Genomic DNA, 16,940 nt, shown 5'->3' on the forward strand with positions numbered 1-16,940 from the left:
TGATCCTTTCCGTGTAGGGCGGCTGTGGCGATTCGTCCCCGACGCTGGATGCTCCCGCGTCGGTTGTGGGTGCGCCGGTCAGGGTTGGGTCGCTGGCGGATCGTCCGTCGACGGGTCCTCGGGCGACGGTGAGCCGAATCGGTTGGTGCCGTGGAGTGCGTCCCGGAAGTCGAAGCCGTCAACGGCGAAGGTGCTGACGAGCTGTCGAGCTTCGCCAGTAGCGCCGGGTTCGGTGGCCGCCGTGCCGATGATGTCGCGGATGAGCGCGTCGTGACGAGCGACCTCCCAATACCGTCCACGGTTTCCGGCGAGGTGCTTCAGCACTCGCAGACAGGCGTGCGGGTGACCCGCGGCGAGAGTGCGCAGCCGCCGCAGTACGTGCACGCCGAGGTCAAGGTCCGGAACGATTCCCAGCGCATCGTTTAGCTGCTCCAGGGACCATGCCTCGTCGAATGGGCCGTTGACGAACCAGGCGTCGAAGCCGTCCAGTTCCGCCGGGTCACCGCCGTCACGGACTGCGTCGATGCGGTAGTGCCACAGCTGGGCGAGTCGCTCGCGGTGCTGCGGATCGAAGGGCTCGTCCGGGCGGAAGCTCCGGCCTGCGACTTCGATGATCGTGCCGGCTGCGGCGGCTGGTGCCCTTTCGTAGAAGCGGCGGAGGAGCCGGTCTGGGTCGTCGAGGCTGAGCTGCCCGAACCAGTACCGGTTTCCCAGGTGCATCGCAAGCTGCTTGGCCCGCTGCATTGCCCACTCGCCGGTCGTTGCCGGATCGAGGAGATCGACCGCGTGATGGTAGTGCGGTCGCAGCAGGACCCAGGCGGCGTCCGTCAGTACGTAGTTGCTGAGGTGTCCGTGCCAGGCCGCTCGCCACGCCCTGCGGTGCTCGGCGTCGGTAGGCAGGATGCTGTCGAGGTGGGTGGCGGTCCAGCCGGGGCTCAGGCGCAGCAGTGTTTGCAGTTGCTGCCCGAACATGGCACGGACCGACAGCGCCGGATCGGTGGCGGGGCTGACGTGCGCGTCGAGGGCCTCCATCACCTCGGGGACGACGCCACCTCCGGAGCGACGTTGCGCGCGGAGCCCGTAGAGGATCGCTGCGCGCAACGCCTCTGGCCGTACCGCATCCAGCGACGCCGGGTCGGCGTGCCCGTCGTCGGTATCGTCCCGGCCGTCGGCGAGGTGCGGGTCGGGATCGGTACACGCGGCGGTGATGATCGACCACAGGGCCGGTTCGGCGCTGGCGGGGATGCGGTCGGGGTCGGCGTCCGGGTAGACGGTGCACAGCCGCATCGTGGCGTACCGGGCGGTACGCCACAGCCGTTCCTGGCGTCGGGTTGTACCGGCGGCGAGTTCAGCGGCGGCCTGGGCGTCGGCCCAGGTCAGGAACGTCGTCAGGGAGGCCCAGTCGAGCTCCGCGCCGGCTGAGGCCGCTTGCCAGAAGCCGTTGAGGATCGGTGGGACGAACTCGGGCGGCAGCCCGATGAATGCGCCGCAGTCGGCGCTCCAGCGGGTCGCCTCGGTCTGCGCGGCGGCCGTGAGCGCGGGTCGGATCGAGGCGCGGTCCAGTTCCCGCCAGTCCTGCGGCGGTTGCCAGTCGCGCAGCACGTGGGCTGCCGCGGTGGCCGTGAGCGCCTGCAGGTCGGGAACCTCGATGTCCTCGCCGGACCAGACGGCGAACGCTGCCGGCGGCGGCAACGACCGGTCCGGGGCAGGGCCGTACTCGGCGATGAGGGCCTCGTAGCGGGCACGGTGGTCGTCGTCCAGCCACGCTGCGAGCGCGGCATACCGGTCGCGTCGCCACCGGCCGATCCGGCTGCGCAGCAGGTCCTCGTCCGGAACCCCGTCGTCGGCGTTGCGGGCGAGACGCTCTTGCCAGGTCGTCGTGTCCGGGTCCTGGTCGAACAGGTTGATCAGGTCGGCGACCTCCGACGGCGGCAGCCACCCGTGCCCGGCCTCGGCCAGAAGCAGATACTCCCGGTCGACGGCGTCGTCGACCCGGGTTGCCCGGTCGCGCAGCTCAGCTCCGACGAGGTCAGGCATGTCCTTGCCCCGCTGCCGCAGCAGGTGCAGCCGGATCCGGGGCACAACGTCGGGGGTGTCGGCGGCGAGGGCAGCGACGGTGCGCCGTACTGGGTGGATTCCGGCGTCGTGCAGTGCGATACCGACCTCAAACAGGACGTCGACGAGCGCGTTGCGCACGTCGGTGTCCCGGCGCCGGTCGGGATCGGGCTCGATCGCCGGACGCCACAGCTGGGAGCGGGTCAGGCGGTCGCGGGATACGGCGCTGACGAGCCGGTCGATGAGCAGGTCCACCGCCGGCCCGCCAACCACCCGGGCCACAGCGGGCACCGACTCCCGCAACACCCTGACGTAGTCAGAGCTGCGCACACCGCCCGCGTCCCGGCCAGGAATCTCCAATAGCACGGCGCGCAGCAGGTCGATCGCAGCGTCCGGGTGCCCGCCCTCAGCCAGGTGCACCGCGAGGTCACCGATTTGGTCGGCGGCGATGACCCCGTACGGGCCTGGAATGGCATTCACCAGCACCGGCGCGATCCGGACCGCGTGGTCTGGCGGGAGCGCCAGGGCGAGCCGGGTCAGATCCCACAGCACACGGCTGTTCTGGGTCGGTTCCATTGCCAGGACCGCCGCGACTACGGCGTCAGGCACCTCGGCCGCGACCCGGGCCAGGTACTCCGACTCCGGCCAGGCCGGCACGTCCAACGAGTCGTCGATCGGGTCGTGGCGCGGCATCGGCGGGTAGGTGAAGAAGCCGTTCTTCGTCAGCGGCTGCACCCACCCGGCCGACGCCCGGCCGAAGAACCGTCCGCGGGTGACCGGGTTGGCCGGGAAGCGCTGCCGAAGTTCCTTGGCTCGTTTGACACTCGGCCCAGCGGCCAGCAGCGTGTCGAGGCGGTCGAAGACGCCGGCGTAGCGGTACTCGAACCGCTCCAGCGCCACATCGAGCAAGTCCTCCATTCGGGTGAAGAACGCCAGGAACTCCCGGTCGACCGGGCGTGGCCGTTCGAGGGCGTGCCGATGCGCACGACCAGCGAGGTTCGACGACGAGCGTACGGTCTGCTCCCGCCAGAACACCGCGACCGGATGGTCCTCGGGTAGCTCGAGTGCCTGACACGCGGCCGTGACGCTGCGCAGATGCCCGCCCGTTTCGTGCCCGCATGCCTCGCACTCACCCGGCTCCACGGTGCCGGCCTTCTCCGGTGCCGCGTGCGCCTCCAGGACGTACCGCAACGCGCTGTCGGCTTCTCGCAGGGCGTGGCTGATCAGGTGCGTGCCGCTCGGATGCGGCGGCGTCTCGGTCAGCATCCGGCAGGCGTCATGGAAGAAGTCCGCCGCGCCGCGGCTCACCAGGCGGGCGAGCTGCGCGACGATCCGCGCCTGCCTCGGCGACAGCGCACCCGCGTCGCTGCCGTCCTGGGAACCGAACCCCATCAACCTGACTCCTTCGATGTCGTGCGTACGAGCCCTCAGGCGAGGGCGATTGGGTACCAGCGGTCGTGTCCGACAATCCGCGTGGTCGGCCCAGGGCAGTGCAGCTACACCGATGTCGCAACCGGTTGTGGCCGAGTCCCGCCTCCATCGGAGGCGGCGATGCACCAAGACCTCCGGCAGCCTACGGTCCCGTTCGGGACAGCCGCGGCAGGGTGCGAAGCAGTTGCCGCACCGTGTCCTTGGCGGTGTCGATCTGCGGCGGTCGCGGCCATGCCGTGCGGTTGACGGCGACGAACGCGTCCAGAGGCTCCGACGGTGCCGCGTACAGGTACCGGTAGGCGTTCGCCAGCTGCAGCACGTTGAGCTGGTCGACCTCGGCGTCGTCGATATCGGCGTATCCAGCACCGCCGACGGACAGCCGCACCGCCAGTCGAGACGTCAACGGCATGAGGATCTCTTCGGTGCCGCCGAGACCGAGGCCACCAGCCAGCCCATAGCGGGTGCGGCCAGCCGCCGCGAGGACCACGGGAGCGTCACCGATGTACAACGGCGACGGCGCCCGGAGCAGCTGCAGCGACGCGGTGGTGAGCCAGTCACTCATCCGAGCGACATTCTGCTCGACCCGGGAACGGAAGCTCAGCCCGTCGAGCAGTTCGTCGATCCGCTGCCGGGCAAGGTCGTCGAATGCGGCTTCCAGCGCCCACGGGCCCGCAGCATGGACGCCCGTGACGTCCAAGAAGTGCGCTCGGAGAAGATCACCTGCACGGGTGACGACAGACCGACGCAGCAGATCCCAGGCCTGCGCGGCGGCGCGGTAGTGCGCCAGCAGCAGGTGCACGCTGCGCATAAAGTGCAATGCGACAGCGTCCTTGATCACGTCCATGTGCTCGGCGCTGCCGAACACCGTCCCGGCCTCTGCCGCATCGATCGCGTCGCCGAGCCGGTTCTCGACCTGCTGCCAGAGTCGCTCGGCGGACGCTGACGCGGCCGGGACGAAGTCATCGATCGCGCCGCAACCCGCTACGCCGCGGCGCTTGGAACGGCCGAACTCCAGCGCCACCGCCCGCAGCTCGCAGCCGTTGTTGCGATCGGCGGTGCCGAAGCGCCGCAAGACCACCTGCGACACGACGTGTTGGTGACGTACCCGTGTCGGCATCTCAGCGCGCAGGGACGCCATGTGCCGCAAGAAGTCCTCCGGGCCAAGCCCGGCGGGAAACGGCTGCGACAACATGCGACCAGTATCCGACCGCTGAACCCGGACCCACCACCGGGTTTCACTCAGCCTGGTCGCGCCCTGCGGCATAAATGCGATTGCCCGCACCAGCAAGAATTGACCCGTGAAGAAGGGCCGGTTCGGAGCAGACTTCGTCGCCGCGCACCAGGCCGCGCACGGCGAGCGCCGGCGGGAGCAGCGGCAGTTGACCTATGACATCGCCGTCGACCCGGCCTTCGCCCACTGGCGCACCTGGTATGACGAACAGTTCGCCCTGTTGCCGCCAGCGCAGGGGGACGCGCTGGCCCGACGCCTGTGGTTGGACGAACACTTCTGGCCGGTCACGTTCGAACTTGCCGCCGGCGCCGCGATCCGGGCCGGCGGCTACGCCGCGGTCTACGAGCAGGACCACGGTGGACTCACTCCTGACTGGACCGCTCTGACCCCGGATGGCCAGGTGGCGTTCCTGCTCGAGGTGCACACCGACCAGCCGACGAAGGAGACGTTCGGCCGCATCCGTGGGTGGCAGGCGCTCGAGCGCCGCATCGCGGAGATTCCGGTCGGCGTGGCTCTGATCCTGCAGGGGAGCCGGCACGTGGCGCTGCGGCCACCCGACTCCGGAACTGCGAAGAAGATCGCTCGTGAACTGCGCTCAAGACTTCTCGGCTCGCCGGGCATCACCAGGATCCAGTCGCACGGCTACAGCTTCCTCGTGATGGCCAATAGGTTCGGCCCGCTTGCGTCGACGAAGGGCCTCTATGCCCAATTCGCGGCACCCAGCGGTATCGCCGGACCTGTCGACACCAGCCGCCTTACCCGCGCTGTCGAGGAGAAGGTGAGCAAGTACACCGCGCTGGCCGACCGGCACCATGTGCCGCTCGTCGTCGCAGTCGGCGCCCATCGCTTCACCAGCGTCGACCTCGACGACCTCGACGCCGTGCTCAACGGTGACCCCACGATCAGCTTCCACTTCAACATCGGCGACGGTTACATCGGCAGTACCTCAGTCAACCCGGCGCGTCCAGCGCAGTGGGCCATGCCACCCAACCTCGCCGGGCTGGTCTGGCTCCACAACCAGCCGCCGTTCGGCGCCACCGCACGACCCAATCCATCCGGAATTCGCAGTATGCCCACGGGCCTGTGCGAGCTGGCCGCCACCACAGGGAACTCTGGGTAGCTGCGACCCATGCCGCCGGCGTCCGGGTTCCGGTTCCTCGAACCGGAGGAGTGACAGCGGTTCCGGCCTCACGGCGGGTGCCGGACCGCTGTCGAGCAACCGGGCCTTGAGTATGAGGGCAGAGCGCATGGCTCATGAGCTATGCCGGAAGCTGCCCTTGGACGGCCAGGATGTTCGTACACGCGGCTTCTGAGAAGTCGTCACCGAGTTCGAACCCCAGCGCTCGACGTCCAGAGGCTAGTGCGACTGTTAACGAGCGGCCCGTTCCGCAGAACGGGTCGAGCACGAGGCCGTCCGGCGGACACGAACTGATGATCCGCGGCCTGATCAGCTCCGGCGGAAAGGTCGCTGAATGCCCGTCTGAGCCCGACCGGACGTTCACCGTCACTACGTCGCGACCGCCCTCTTCCAGGGGCGTCGTGTCGTAGTAGTAGCTGGGCCGGCCTTCTTTGGCTCGCTTCACGAAGTGGAAGAAGTGTTCATGAGCCAACCGGAGGCGGTCTTTCTCCGGTCGCGGTGGCACGTTTGGCTTGTGCCAAATTAGGTCATTACGGACAATCCATCGCTTTTGCTGCATGGCGATTGCGAAGCGTGCCGGCACGAGTAGCAACTGCTTCTCCTGGCGATGGCCCCCCATGGGTGTCTTCCGCCGCTGACGCGGATTGCCGCCCAGCCCTTGCCGGCCGTTCATGCGGATGCTCGACCAGCGGGCAAAGTAGGTGTCGCCGATGTTTACCCACATGCTGCCCCGCGCCTTCAGCGCAGCAGCGCCGCGCTGGAGGATCTCGACGAGGTGATCGACGTACCACTCGGGCAGGGGTTCGAGTCCGAGCATTCCTCCGTGGAGGCGGTACCAGTCGTAGCTGGGCGTCTCCAGCGCGTCGTTACCCTCTGTTGTCCACTCCTTGAGGATGTCTTCGTTGTGGTCTTGCCCGTAGGTGCGGAGGCCCCAGTACGGCGGCGAGGTGATGATCAAATCCACCGACTCGTTCGGTAGCTTCGCCATCAGGTCGTAGGCGTCGCCCTGCCAGACCTCGCCAGAGATATCATCCAGATTATCTGGTTTGTCCGCTTCGGGCTGCGCTGTCATGCCGCCGATTGTATGGTCGTCGGCCCGGAAGATCGCGGAGGGAGCACCAGCAAACTCAGCGCTTCCAGCCCGACCATCGTCATGCCTCGCCCCCTCCCCGCCGCCGGACGTGGTCGGATTGCTACCGTGTCCAGTCCGGCCAGCGGTCTCGCCCGCCGCTTGCGAAAGCCTGGCTGCTCGCCGCGTCGAATTTGAGCTCTCTTCGCTCTTCATCCTGATCGTTGTCCCACCTGTCTGCCTAAATCGATGCGGCATGAATGTGCTGGCCTTTCGCGACATCGTCAAGCGCTCTGCGCAGACCTGCAGCTGCGCCGCATCGCTGGCGACTTCGCCGTTGACGACCCGTACCCGAAGGCCACTGGCAAAGCCGCTTCTAGCGCAGACTCTGCCGGACAGGCTGGCGCGGCCCTGGTTGCTGAGAGCCGTTCGCGACGGCTTGCAGCGCAACGGGACATCCCCGTCCGACGATCGCCTCGCGTAGTCTTGCGCGGTGACGCAGACGGACCCCGAGGCAGCGCCAGTTCTGGACATCCAGCCGGACTATGCCGAGCTCCAGCGGCCACATGTCGCGGAGTGGTTCGGCCACCGAGTCTTCCCGGTTGTCTCGGCCTCTCGTACGGCGCTTCGCGACCAGACGGAGAAGCGGTGCCCGTTCCTGTCCAAAGCGTTCCACGAAGACCGGCAGTGCATCAAAGTCAAGAAGGACGGCACAGGGCCGTCCCAGGGTGTCTGCACCATCAGCACGACCAGCAATGGCTCGCGCCAAGATTGGCTGGTATGTCCGGTCCGGGCCTTGGACCAGGACCTGCTCCGTCCGATCATCCGGCACCTGTACGCCGTGGCGCCGGACGACGAGATCATGTTGACAGCCGCATCCGGCTTGAAGAAGGCGGATGTGGCCGCGTCCGTCATCGCCGCCCTACGCCAGGGCCAGCAGCGCGTTTTCGTGTACTTCGAAGCGAAGGCCGGCGGCGAGATCCAGTTCAAGGCGACCGCCGCGTCCCCGCTCATGTCGCTCGACACGACGGTCATCGAGTTGGTTGCACCCGCCGCCAACTCGACCGACCGCATGCCCTTCGCGCTCGGCCGCTACGCCGCGGTTGAGCTGCAGACGGCCGACATGCACGGCACATACGCCAAAGCGGTGGAAGCGCTGCGGAGCGCGCTCGACCTGCACCCGGCGCAGTTCCACCGCCAGCTTGCCGAAAATCCGGAGTGGCCCCGCCGGAAGATCGAGGGACCCAACATCGCCAACGTCTTCAAACGCACCTTCTACCAGATCGTCTTCAAGTTCCAGGTCACGAACCAGGACGATTCAGCAGGCAGCGTCCTGGCGCTACCGCAGCCGGTCTGGGACTCGTGGCGACGATTCCTCGGCAATCCGCAGATTTCCCGGAATCCCGACGGGACAGGCACGCTGCTCGACGACCCTTCGGCTGAACCACGGAGCTGGATTTACGTCTTCGACGTCGCTGAGCGGCCAGGACCCAGCGGTGGGGCCACTCCCGTCGAAGTCCGCGACCGCATTCGCACGGACGGCGCGACGCTGGCGCGGTTGGCACTCGTCGTGTCCCCTGCCAGGGCGGTGGACTTCGAAGTCCACCGTGGAGTCGTCACGACCGCGAGGGACCGCCTGCGGGAGATGCTTCCGACCCACCTCAAGAGCGTCGATACGCAGGCCGATCTACTGTCCGGCTTGGATTAGTGCGCAGCGGAGTAAGAGCACGGCCTCACCGCCGTCCGATCAAATAACGCAACGGCGCCGAAGGCGTCTTCGACGGCCGCGAATTCGGAGAACAGCGCACGCTGTCGGTCGGAGCGCGCTCACGCGGAGGAGTGACTTGATGGATGAGCCGGTGGTGCCTGCGCTAGCATGCGGTGCGCTCGCAGCGTGCCGACCGAACGCCTGGATTCGGTCGCTAATGGCTGTTGTGCGTCAAGATCGACCTGAGGTCCTTTCCGGGCAGGGCACTCAGCTTTACCAGTTGTAGCCACTGGTCGAGCTGAGCCCTGCGCGCACTCGATTAGTGCGGGTAGGAAGGACTGTCACTCCGGTGATGCAAGCACTTCTCGCCGTCGCTGACGGCGATCCATGGGGTGTCGTCGTGCTGCTGCTTGGACTCGCGGGCATCAGTGCCGCGTCCCGAGTGTTGATCGTCCGGTCGGCACTCCACGGCACGGAGTCGAAGGACAAGCCGGCGATTTTGCGGGCGGTGGCCGGGCTCTTCCGCTGGTGGGGCCCGCATGGCCGGTAGCGAGACGGCCGTGGCGGGCGGCGTGGACTCCACACCGGCACCAAGCGGGCCGCCGATGCAGCGGGCGACGCCAATCCCTTTCGCGACAGGCTTGCAAGCCGTCGATCCGCTGAGCTGTCTCACATGTAGAAGGCGTAGCGGCCCTGCGGTCGGTCGTGTGGGCCGAGGTGACGAAGGATCTCACCGACGCGGTCGGCGGTGCGCAGCGTGATCGGAAGCCGGCCGTCGAGTTGGGTCTGGTTCCAGTTCATCTTGGTCAGAGCGAGGAGCTCCTCGGCAAGGTGTTCCGGGCTGGATTCGGTTTCGACGAGCCGGAACGGCAGCGGGGTGGGAATGTACATGCCCGGGTAAGTGCCGTAGAACGGCACGCTGCCGCGGGTATAGAGCAGGTGCCGACGGTCGTCGAGGCTGAGCATGGTGCCGCGTAGCGGCGGGTGGTTGGTGGACCGGAACAGGCGGACCGGGTCGCTGGCGGGTAGCCACAGCAGTTCGAGGGTGTCGATGTCGGCGTCGTTGACGGCGGCGTGGAATCCGGCGATCTCGTCGGGCGTGTACGAGGAGGTCTTGTGGAGCACGACTCGGGCTGGGAGCGTCCGGTGCTCGCCCCGGTACCGGGCGAGGGCTTCGGTGAGCAACGTTTGGGCGTCCTGGCGGCTGAGGTGGGGCTGCCGGTCGTGTCGCGAGACCTTGGCCGGAGCGCCGCGGACGATGACGCCGTCGCCGCGCTGGTTGAAAACCTGCGCCACACTGGTCTCTAGGGTGGTGTTGTCGCCACTGCGGTAGAAGGTGACACCGACATAACAGCTGGTCAGGTCGCTGGGGTCGCGAGGAAGCCGCCAAGGGACGCCGCCGGACTTGTAGTAGAGCGCAGTGTGCAGATTCCAGGCACGGGTGGCTTCGTCCTGCAGGCGCGGCTTTTCGGTGGCGACAGGCTTGTAGCTGGGATCCCAGGTGGTACGGCGAATGATCTGAATCGGACGGCTGAAGCGCATGGCGCGGGCCTTGAGTAGGGCTCGGAAGTCATCGACGGGTTCGGGCAGCGGCGCTTTCTTCCATGGCGCCTCGGGATCGGCCTCGCGGGTCGGGCGTTCGGCGAGCTCGTCGGGGCGAGCGACGAGGATGACGTCGCAGCCGGGCTCCTCGTCGAGGAGTTCCAGTTCGGCGAGGTACAGGTCGAGCGCGGCCGTGACGGCATCCTGTGCCTTGAGCCCGACGAGGCGCTTGAGATCTCGTTCTCGGATGGGCCGCTCCAGGCGGGAGTCCCAGATGAGGGTGGAGTGGAAGCCTGCGCTGGTGTCGAAGCCGGGGAACGGTACGTAGAGGTGCCCAAGGCGGCTGTCTTTGGCCTCGATGGGCCTGCGACACCGGTCCAGCCACCGGCGCAGACCGTCAATGGCGGCCGGAGTGCCGACGATGCCGGCGCGGATGGTGCGCACCGCGGTGTTGGTTGCGTCGGCCGGGCCGTAGTCGGTGATGCCGTGGCGCGGGTCGACGTGTCGGGCACCGGCCCCGAACTCGAGGTTCGGTTCGTCGATGACGGTGAGTTTCATCGGGACACCTCGAACAGAGCGAGATCGCCGTCGCCGTCCTCGGTCGCCGCGTGCTCGTCCTCGGTGTCCTCCACATCGAGGGCGTCGCTCTCTGTCGATTCTTCGTCGTCAGTGGTCTTTCGCGGATCTGCCAGCCACGCCTTGTCGTCGATGCCCTTGTCGGCATGGAAGGTTTCGAGGTCGCCGTAGGTGAGGATGGTGTTGCGGAAGTCCAGTGCGTCGCCGCCGCTGAGGTAATGCGCCCACATGCGGGTCTGGTGGTAGACGGCCGGGTTCCGGTCCAGGCGTTTGATGCCGGCGAGGTACTCCGACAAGTAGTAGGAGTCGCGGTATCCGTCGCGGGTGTAGTGGTAGGTGGGCACGAGTGCGCAGTACCAGCTGCCGTCGATGGACAGGAACTGCCACTCCAACGCCGCATGCAGGCAGTAGCTGAGCCGGCTCGGGTCCGTCTTCTTGTACTTCGGGGTAAACACCTGCCGGGTTCTCCCGCTGGCGCTTCGGATGCTCCTGGCGCTGAGGTCGGGTGTCGGGCGCCAGTAGATGATCTTTCGCCCGCCGTGCCAGGCGCATTCGTCGGCGGTGTCGGACCGCAGCGCCTGGTTGAGCAGGTGCACGAGCCAGCGCTGCCGCACGTCGTCGCCCGCGTCGGCCCAATCGGCCACCGGCATCTCGGTCACCTTGCCGGTGATGACCTTCCCCAGGGCGGATTGGTGCGGTGGGCGCCAGGTGTAGATCCGGTCGCCGCGCAGGATGAAGTCGTTCCCGATCGGTAGCTTGGTGTCGAGGTCACGCTGGCGGGTGTAAACCTCGACCGGATCCTGGGTGTCGATCGCGGCGCGGTAAATGATCTTGGGGATGGTGACGTGCAGCAGGTTGCTGGTGAGGGTCTCGGGCCGGTCTTCGGCGACTGGGACGTGCGCGTCACCGTGCGGGTCGGCGAGGTTGAGCAGACGGTGGCCGGCTGACCGGTCGAACCGTTGGGTGTTCTTGTCGAAGTCGATCCGACCGGATGCCCGGTGGGCGGGGTCGGCGAACCACTCCTGGACATGCATCCACCAGGCTTCACCGGACTCGGGGTGTGAGCAGACAAGCAGCACCGGCACGGGTGCGTTCATCCAGTAGTCGACGTCGGCGTCACTGCACAGGAAGTGGAACGTCGTCTCGTTTTCCCCGGGGAACCGCAGACCCTTGCCTTTGCTCTGCACGAACAGCACCCGGTTCGCGACCTCACCGGTAGTCGGATTGCGCAGCTCGATCTCGCCGTCGATGCCGGCGTCCGTCTTGCGCTCGTGCCACACGAAGCCCATCTCGTTGACCCGTGTGTGGATGAGGGCGATGGCGCTGTCACCGATGTGCGCGCTTTTGTCGATCTTCTTCACCGACGCGCCCTTTCTGAGCTCCACGCAGACTTGCTCCGAATAACGAGGAAATCCTCTGCCGACGGACGGTGCCCTGTCGTCTGATCACGGTATGGCGGGGGTACGACACTTTTCTCGGCACGTCGAGGCATCGAGGTGCCGGGCGCACTTCGGGAACCTTGCGGTACCGGGACGAGCTGCGCTGTAGCACGCTGGGACAACAGCCCATGTACACCGCGCGCTGTTCCCCGTGTAACCCATTCGGGCGCCTTGCCATGGTCGACACGATCAGGGAAGGAGCCGTGACGCTGCCGCTGGCCGCCACCTCGGATCCTTTCGCCATCGCTCCGACTGGGCTTCGCCGCGTGCAGGTGCACCTGGCCACCGAGCGTCCTTGGGCAGCGCAGCCGAGCGGGCGAGTCGTCGGGCTGCTCGACCCCACCGAGTGCGGCCTCGCGCCGCACAGTCGAGACCGTAGATGCCGGCAACCGTGACCACGCCGCTGGACGTGCCCGCCGCCGAGGTCGAACGCGGTCAGGTCCGGTTTCTGTGCGATCACTTCGGCCAGGATGCGCTCCGGGCGAGCACCACGGCATCACGGCACGACAAGCAGGCGAGCTTTGCACCCAGTGAATCTTGTGTGACGATCGGTGATCGTGACCGACGTGGATGCCATCCGAGAGCAGGTGCTTGTCCCGCTGCCGCTGAATCTGGACGTGACGCCCGTGGTCGACGCGGCCGACGACCTGGTCACGTTCGGTCAGCTGTACTGGGAACCCCTCGGCGTGGACGCCGACACCAACCGAGTGGTGTGGCGACATCCGCTCACCGTCCTCTACCGAGAACTCGGCGTGTCCATCCGCCGCAGCCACACCACCGCCGCCGCCGGCGTCCGCGCCACCGCCACCGACCTGACCTGTCCGGTGTGCGGCGGGCCGATGACCTTCCGCGCCCGCGAGGACCTCGAACGATATGTACGCGACGAAGCGCTGACCCGATGCGCCGGCTGCGACCCCCAGCTGATCCGCGGCATCGCCTTGGAACGCACCGACGAAGCCGCGCAGCGCCGCGCCGAGCAGCGCTCCCGCGCCCAGCACGATCTGGCGATCCACCAGGCTCAGAAGGCGTGGGAACAGGCCCAGCGGGACCACATCGCCGCCGGCCACCCCACGCCTGAGCCGCGGCGTGACCGCGGCCGGCGTGACGCCAGGCTGCTGGGCGAACTGGTCACATTGACGTTGCTGCGACACCGTCCGAACGAACCGATCGTGGCCCCGGTGAACACCTGGGACCTGCCACTGGCACCGAGCACCGCCATGTCCGAGATGCTGCTGAACGACTGCCTCAACCTTGGCCGGCTCAGCATCCATCCCGAATCGCCAACTCACCTGTGCCGGTGGCGAGAGACATTCACCGCAGCACTCATGCGCGCGGACAACGACCCCAGCCGCATCGGGCAGCCGGAATGCGACGGATGCCTGGTCGGCTGGGCCGCTTGGCAACTGCCAACAGCGACGAGCGACGCCGCCGCGAACAAGCAGCTCAATGCCGACCTCACGCAACGTTTCGCCCTCGACCAGCTCAGCCCAGCCGACCGGAGCCAACTGTTCGACCTTGCCATTGAGCTCATCGCCGCCGAGACCGTCCGCGCCTTCGAGTCCGGCATCCACGACGCCGACCTCCCACCGGTGCCGGCCGAACACAGGCCGACCCTCGAATCGGCAGCGCTGTCCCTGGCCCGGCTCAACGACCTGCACGAGTGCCTCGCCCACGCCGACGCCGCGGTGTACTACGCGGAGAAGGCGGCACGAGCCAACCCCAAGGCCCGCCGCGTGAACATGACCGTGCACGGCGTGAACCGCCTCGCCGACTCCGCTCAGGACTGGTACCTGATCCCGATCCTCGACCAGCTCGGCAGCGGACACACCGGCCGCAACGACCTGTCCGCGCTGACCTGGGTGCTGTTCCGCAGCGTGCTCGGCATCGACCCTTTGACCGGCTCCCACATCCTCGCCGCCACCGTCCTCGCAGCGGCGCAGGATCACCACGACACCACACCGGCTGAACTCGACGAGCAGGTCGGCCTCATCCTTGACCTCGACCTGCGCACCGATCCGCACCGGGTCTACCGGGCCCTGCAGCAGACCGTCCATCACCAGCATCCGACGATCGCGGTCGCGGCCGAATCGCTCGTCGAACTCGTTGACCGCCTCAGGACAGCAACCGGCGACCTCCGCGGAGCACTCGCCGCAGCGGTGGCGGCCACCCGCCTCCTGCGCACGCCCGTCATTCTCCCTCGATCCGCCACGACCGTCCTCGTCGGCGAGCACCTCACCGCCGTCATGGTCCAGGCCGCGACCAGCCCTCCCGAAACCTGAGCCAATGGCCGACGTTCGGCCTCCCAAGCGACACGGATGAGCTCGTTCATGAGTGCAGTCCGTCGGCATCTGCGGCGTCTGCGAGGGCGACCAGCTCTGCCTCGGTCGCCCACCGCAGGCTGCTGCCGACGGGTGATTTGGTAACCCGGATCAGGGACGTCACATGCTGGGCAACGGCCAGCATGTGGCTGATGACGACGACCAGCCGTCCGGCGCTTGCCTGGGTGGACAATGCGTCGAGCGCGTCGGCCAACGCCGTCTGGTCGAGGGTGCCGAAGCCTTCGTCGAGGAAGAGCGCCTCGGCCCGGCCGCCGTTGCTGCTGGCGTGTTCGACGAGCGCCAAAGCCAAGGCCAAGCTGGCCTGGAATGTCTCTCCGCCGGAGAGGGTCTTCACATCCCGCAGGCGGCAGGTGTGCTCGTCCCACACTTGGAAGTCGGCGCCGAACGCGAACCGCCCGAGGGACATGCCGCGCAGGAGCCCGGTGGCGGTGCCCAGCAGAGTCTGCTGCCGCTCGTGCACGACGTCGGCGACGAACTTCCCGTCGCCTAGAAGCTTCACCAGGGCATCGAGCCCGTCCACGTGCGGTTGCGCGATCTTGAGACGGGCGACGAGGTTGTCGTACTCGATGGTCTTGGCGGTCGCGTCCTGATAGGTGCTGTCGGCGACGGCTTTGCGCCCGATCGCATCGGTGAGTGCCTCTTCGAGCGGCTTACCGCCTGTCGGCGCTTCCGCGATGATCGCGGCGCTCTGCTGCGCGCATCGGCGTCGAACCTGGTCAAGCTGGATGAGCTGGTGGTCGGCGGACGTCGTCGCGTCCAGCGCCTTCGCGGCGACGGTGGCGGCCCACTCGGCGTGGATGTTGACGTCGGCGGTGACGTCGATGTCGGGTGCCTCCGGCAGCGACAGCGTGGCCGCGACCGCGACCTGCGTGGCTCGGAGCTTCAGCACGGCTTGGCTGGTGGTCTTGGCCGGCTTGGTGACGTGTTCGGCGCGGCGCTGGGCGAGTTCCTGGCGCAGTGTGCTGAGCTGCGTGAGTTCGTCGTCGATGCCGTCGATCGACTTCCAACGTCCAGCGAGTTCTTCCTGTTCGCGGCCGGCGGCCTTCTGCCGCGCTTGGACGGCGTCGGTGGTGGGCTCGTCGGGTCGGTACCGTTGCGGCACCTGCCGGATAAGTTCGGTGACTCCGGCGTAAAGCTTCCCAAGCTCACCTTCTTCGCGTTCCACCGCAGCGGCATCGCGTTTGACCTGGTTGCCGAGGGCTTTGGCCTTGGCTGCGGCCTCCGTCTTGCTCTTGCGCAGCGTCGCTGCCGTTTCGGCAAGGGCGGCATGCTCCTCGGTGGCCTGTCGCAGGGCGGACAGGCGGGCGGCGAGGATCACGTCGTCCTCGGAACCGAGCTTGAACGGGCCGAGCTGCATGGTGAGGGCGTCGAGGGCGGCTTGGGCCCGCGTGGTCTGTGCCGTGAGGTCCTGCGTCGCCCGGTCAGCGAGGGCCTGCGCTTCGCGGTGGGTGGCGACCGCCTCGGTGGCCGCCTCGCCGGCCTTCTTGGCTTTCCGCTGCGCGGAGGCGAGGGCGCGTTCCGCGGCCTTGAGGTCCGGTGCGTGGGGTGGGGTGAACCCGTCGGGCAGCGGGTGTTCGCACACCGGGCATGCGTCGCCGGAGGTCAGGCCTTCACCGGCGTGGGCGGCGGCGTTGGCCCGCCGCTGGTCCTGCAGCTCCGCATCGGCGGCCTCGACCTCGCGGTCGAGGTCGTTGGCGGCTTCCCGCTTCTTCTCCAAGTCCGCAGCCGTCTCAGTCGCTGCGGCGTCGAGACGCTGCTTAGTGCCGGCGAGCTGTTGGCGTTGCTCGGCGTGGTGGCGGGCGTCGGCGAGGGCGGCGCGAAGCTTCGCCAGATCGTCCTTGAGCCCATCGACGACGTCGGCGCGGTCGGCGAGGGTGGTTTCTGCCTCTGCGAGGAGCGGCTCGTGCCGTGCGGTTTCGGCGGTGGCCGCTGCGGCTTCTGTTCGCAGGGCTTCGAGGGCCTGCACGTCCGTTTGGTGGCGTTCGCGACGTTGCGCTTCGTTGGTGATGCGTTCGTGCAGCTGAGCCAGTTGCCGCACTGCGGTTGTGAGGGCTTCGGCCTGTGAGCCGCCGGGGCGGAAGTCGCCCAGTTCAGCGAGCAGCTCTTCTCGGCGGGTGCGCAGCGGCTCGGCTCGGGCGGTGAGTTGGTGCTCCTGGTCGGTGATCTCGCGGTCGAGGGCGGCGAGCTGACGCAGTCGTTGCGGCGCATCGGTCTGGGCGGCTTTCGACAGGGCCGTCCGTAGCTTGGTGAGGGCGGCGTGCTGTTCGGCCGCGGTCTTCTCCTCGTCAACGAGACCGGCGACGGCTGTCTGCGCTGCTCTGACCCGGATCCGCGGATAGGAATATAACACCGTGTGGCATAGATGAACGGATGCCTTGCCAGCAGGGATGATTGGGCTTGTCGAAGGACCAA

9 protein-coding genes are annotated in these 16,940 nt (G+C 67.8%); 3 read left to right on the forward strand and 6 right to left on the reverse strand.

What is annotated here, in order from left to right; translation table 11 throughout:
• Positions 1-78: 78 nt before the first annotated feature.
• Both AB0M46_RS33615 and AB0M46_RS33620 read right to left on the reverse strand, forming a co-directional pair.
• A complete protein-coding gene (locus tag AB0M46_RS33615) occupies positions 79-3,447 on the reverse strand; it encodes a hypothetical protein (protein ID WP_363342717.1) in 3,369 nt (1,122 codons plus the stop codon).
• Between the two features lie 181 nt (positions 3,448-3,628).
• Positions 3,629-4,678 (reverse strand): DUF4238 domain-containing protein, encoded by a 1,050-nt coding sequence (locus tag AB0M46_RS33620; RefSeq protein WP_363342718.1) that lies wholly within the window; start codon positions 4,676-4,678, stop codon positions 3,629-3,631.
• Positions 4,679-4,784: 106 nt separating this feature from the next.
• Between AB0M46_RS33620 and AB0M46_RS33625 the strand changes: the two genes are divergently transcribed.
• A complete protein-coding gene (locus AB0M46_RS33625) occupies positions 4,785-5,837 on the forward strand; it encodes a hypothetical protein (RefSeq protein ID WP_363342720.1) in 1,053 nt (350 codons plus the stop codon).
• A 139-nt stretch (positions 5,838-5,976) separates the two neighbouring features.
• Here AB0M46_RS33625 and AB0M46_RS33630 read toward each other — a convergent pair whose 3' ends face one another.
• The gene (locus tag AB0M46_RS33630; RefSeq protein ID WP_363342722.1) at positions 5,977-6,927 is read right to left on the reverse strand and encodes a DNA methyltransferase; all 951 of its coding nucleotides are present in this window, start codon (positions 6,925-6,927) and stop codon (positions 5,977-5,979) included.
• 490 nt (positions 6,928-7,417) lie between these two features.
• Between AB0M46_RS33630 and AB0M46_RS33635 the strand changes: the two genes are divergently transcribed.
• Positions 7,418-8,632 carry a hypothetical protein gene (locus AB0M46_RS33635; RefSeq protein ID WP_363342724.1) on the forward strand — a complete coding sequence of 405 codons (1,215 nt, stop codon included), beginning with the start codon at positions 7,418-7,420 and terminating at the stop codon, positions 8,630-8,632.
• Between the two features lie 669 nt (positions 8,633-9,301).
• On the opposite strand, the gene AB0M46_RS33640 is transcribed toward AB0M46_RS33635, so the two are convergent.
• Together AB0M46_RS33640 and AB0M46_RS33645 are read right to left on the reverse strand one after the other, a co-directional pair.
• Positions 9,302-10,732, reverse strand: coding sequence for a hypothetical protein (locus AB0M46_RS33640; RefSeq protein WP_363342726.1), 1,431 nt, complete (start codon positions 10,730-10,732; stop codon positions 9,302-9,304).
• Positions 10,729-12,135 carry a DUF4365 domain-containing protein gene (locus tag AB0M46_RS33645; RefSeq protein ID WP_363342728.1) on the reverse strand — a complete coding sequence of 469 codons (1,407 nt, stop codon included), beginning with the start codon at positions 12,133-12,135 and terminating at the stop codon, positions 10,729-10,731. The genes AB0M46_RS33640 and AB0M46_RS33645 overlap by 4 nt, the downstream gene beginning before the upstream one ends.
• 611 nt (positions 12,136-12,746) lie before the next feature.
• Between AB0M46_RS33645 and AB0M46_RS33650 the strand changes: the two genes are divergently transcribed.
• The gene (locus tag AB0M46_RS33650) at positions 12,747-14,468 is read left to right on the forward strand and encodes a hypothetical protein (RefSeq protein ID WP_363342730.1); all 1,722 of its coding nucleotides are present in this window, start codon (positions 12,747-12,749) and stop codon (positions 14,466-14,468) included.
• A 46-nt stretch (positions 14,469-14,514) separates the two neighbouring features.
• Here AB0M46_RS33650 and AB0M46_RS33655 read toward each other — a convergent pair.
• A partial coding sequence (locus AB0M46_RS33655) for an SbcC/MukB-like Walker B domain-containing protein (protein WP_363342732.1) occupies positions 14,515-16,940 on the reverse strand: 2,426 nt, incomplete at its 5' end.

The sequence above is a fragment of the Dactylosporangium sp. NPDC051485 genome (genome assembly GCF_040682015.1).
Taxonomy (GTDB): Bacteria; Actinomycetota; Actinomycetes; order Mycobacteriales; family Micromonosporaceae; genus Dactylosporangium.

Excerpts from the sequence above, each read along its gene's own strand:
- AB0M46_RS33615 (WP_363342717.1), bottom strand. The coding sequence starts at position 3,447 with ATGGGGTTCGGTTCCCAGGACGGCAGCGACGCGGGTGCGCTGTCGCCG.
- AB0M46_RS33620 (WP_363342718.1), bottom strand. The coding sequence starts at position 4,678 with ATGTTGTCGCAGCCGTTTCCCGCCGGGCTTGGCCCGGAGGACTTCTTG.
- AB0M46_RS33630 (WP_363342722.1), bottom strand. The coding sequence starts at position 6,927 with ATGACAGCGCAGCCCGAAGCGGACAAACCAGATAATCTGGATGATATC.
- AB0M46_RS33640 (WP_363342726.1), bottom strand. The coding sequence starts at position 10,732 with ATGAAACTCACCGTCATCGACGAACCGAACCTCGAGTTCGGGGCCGGT.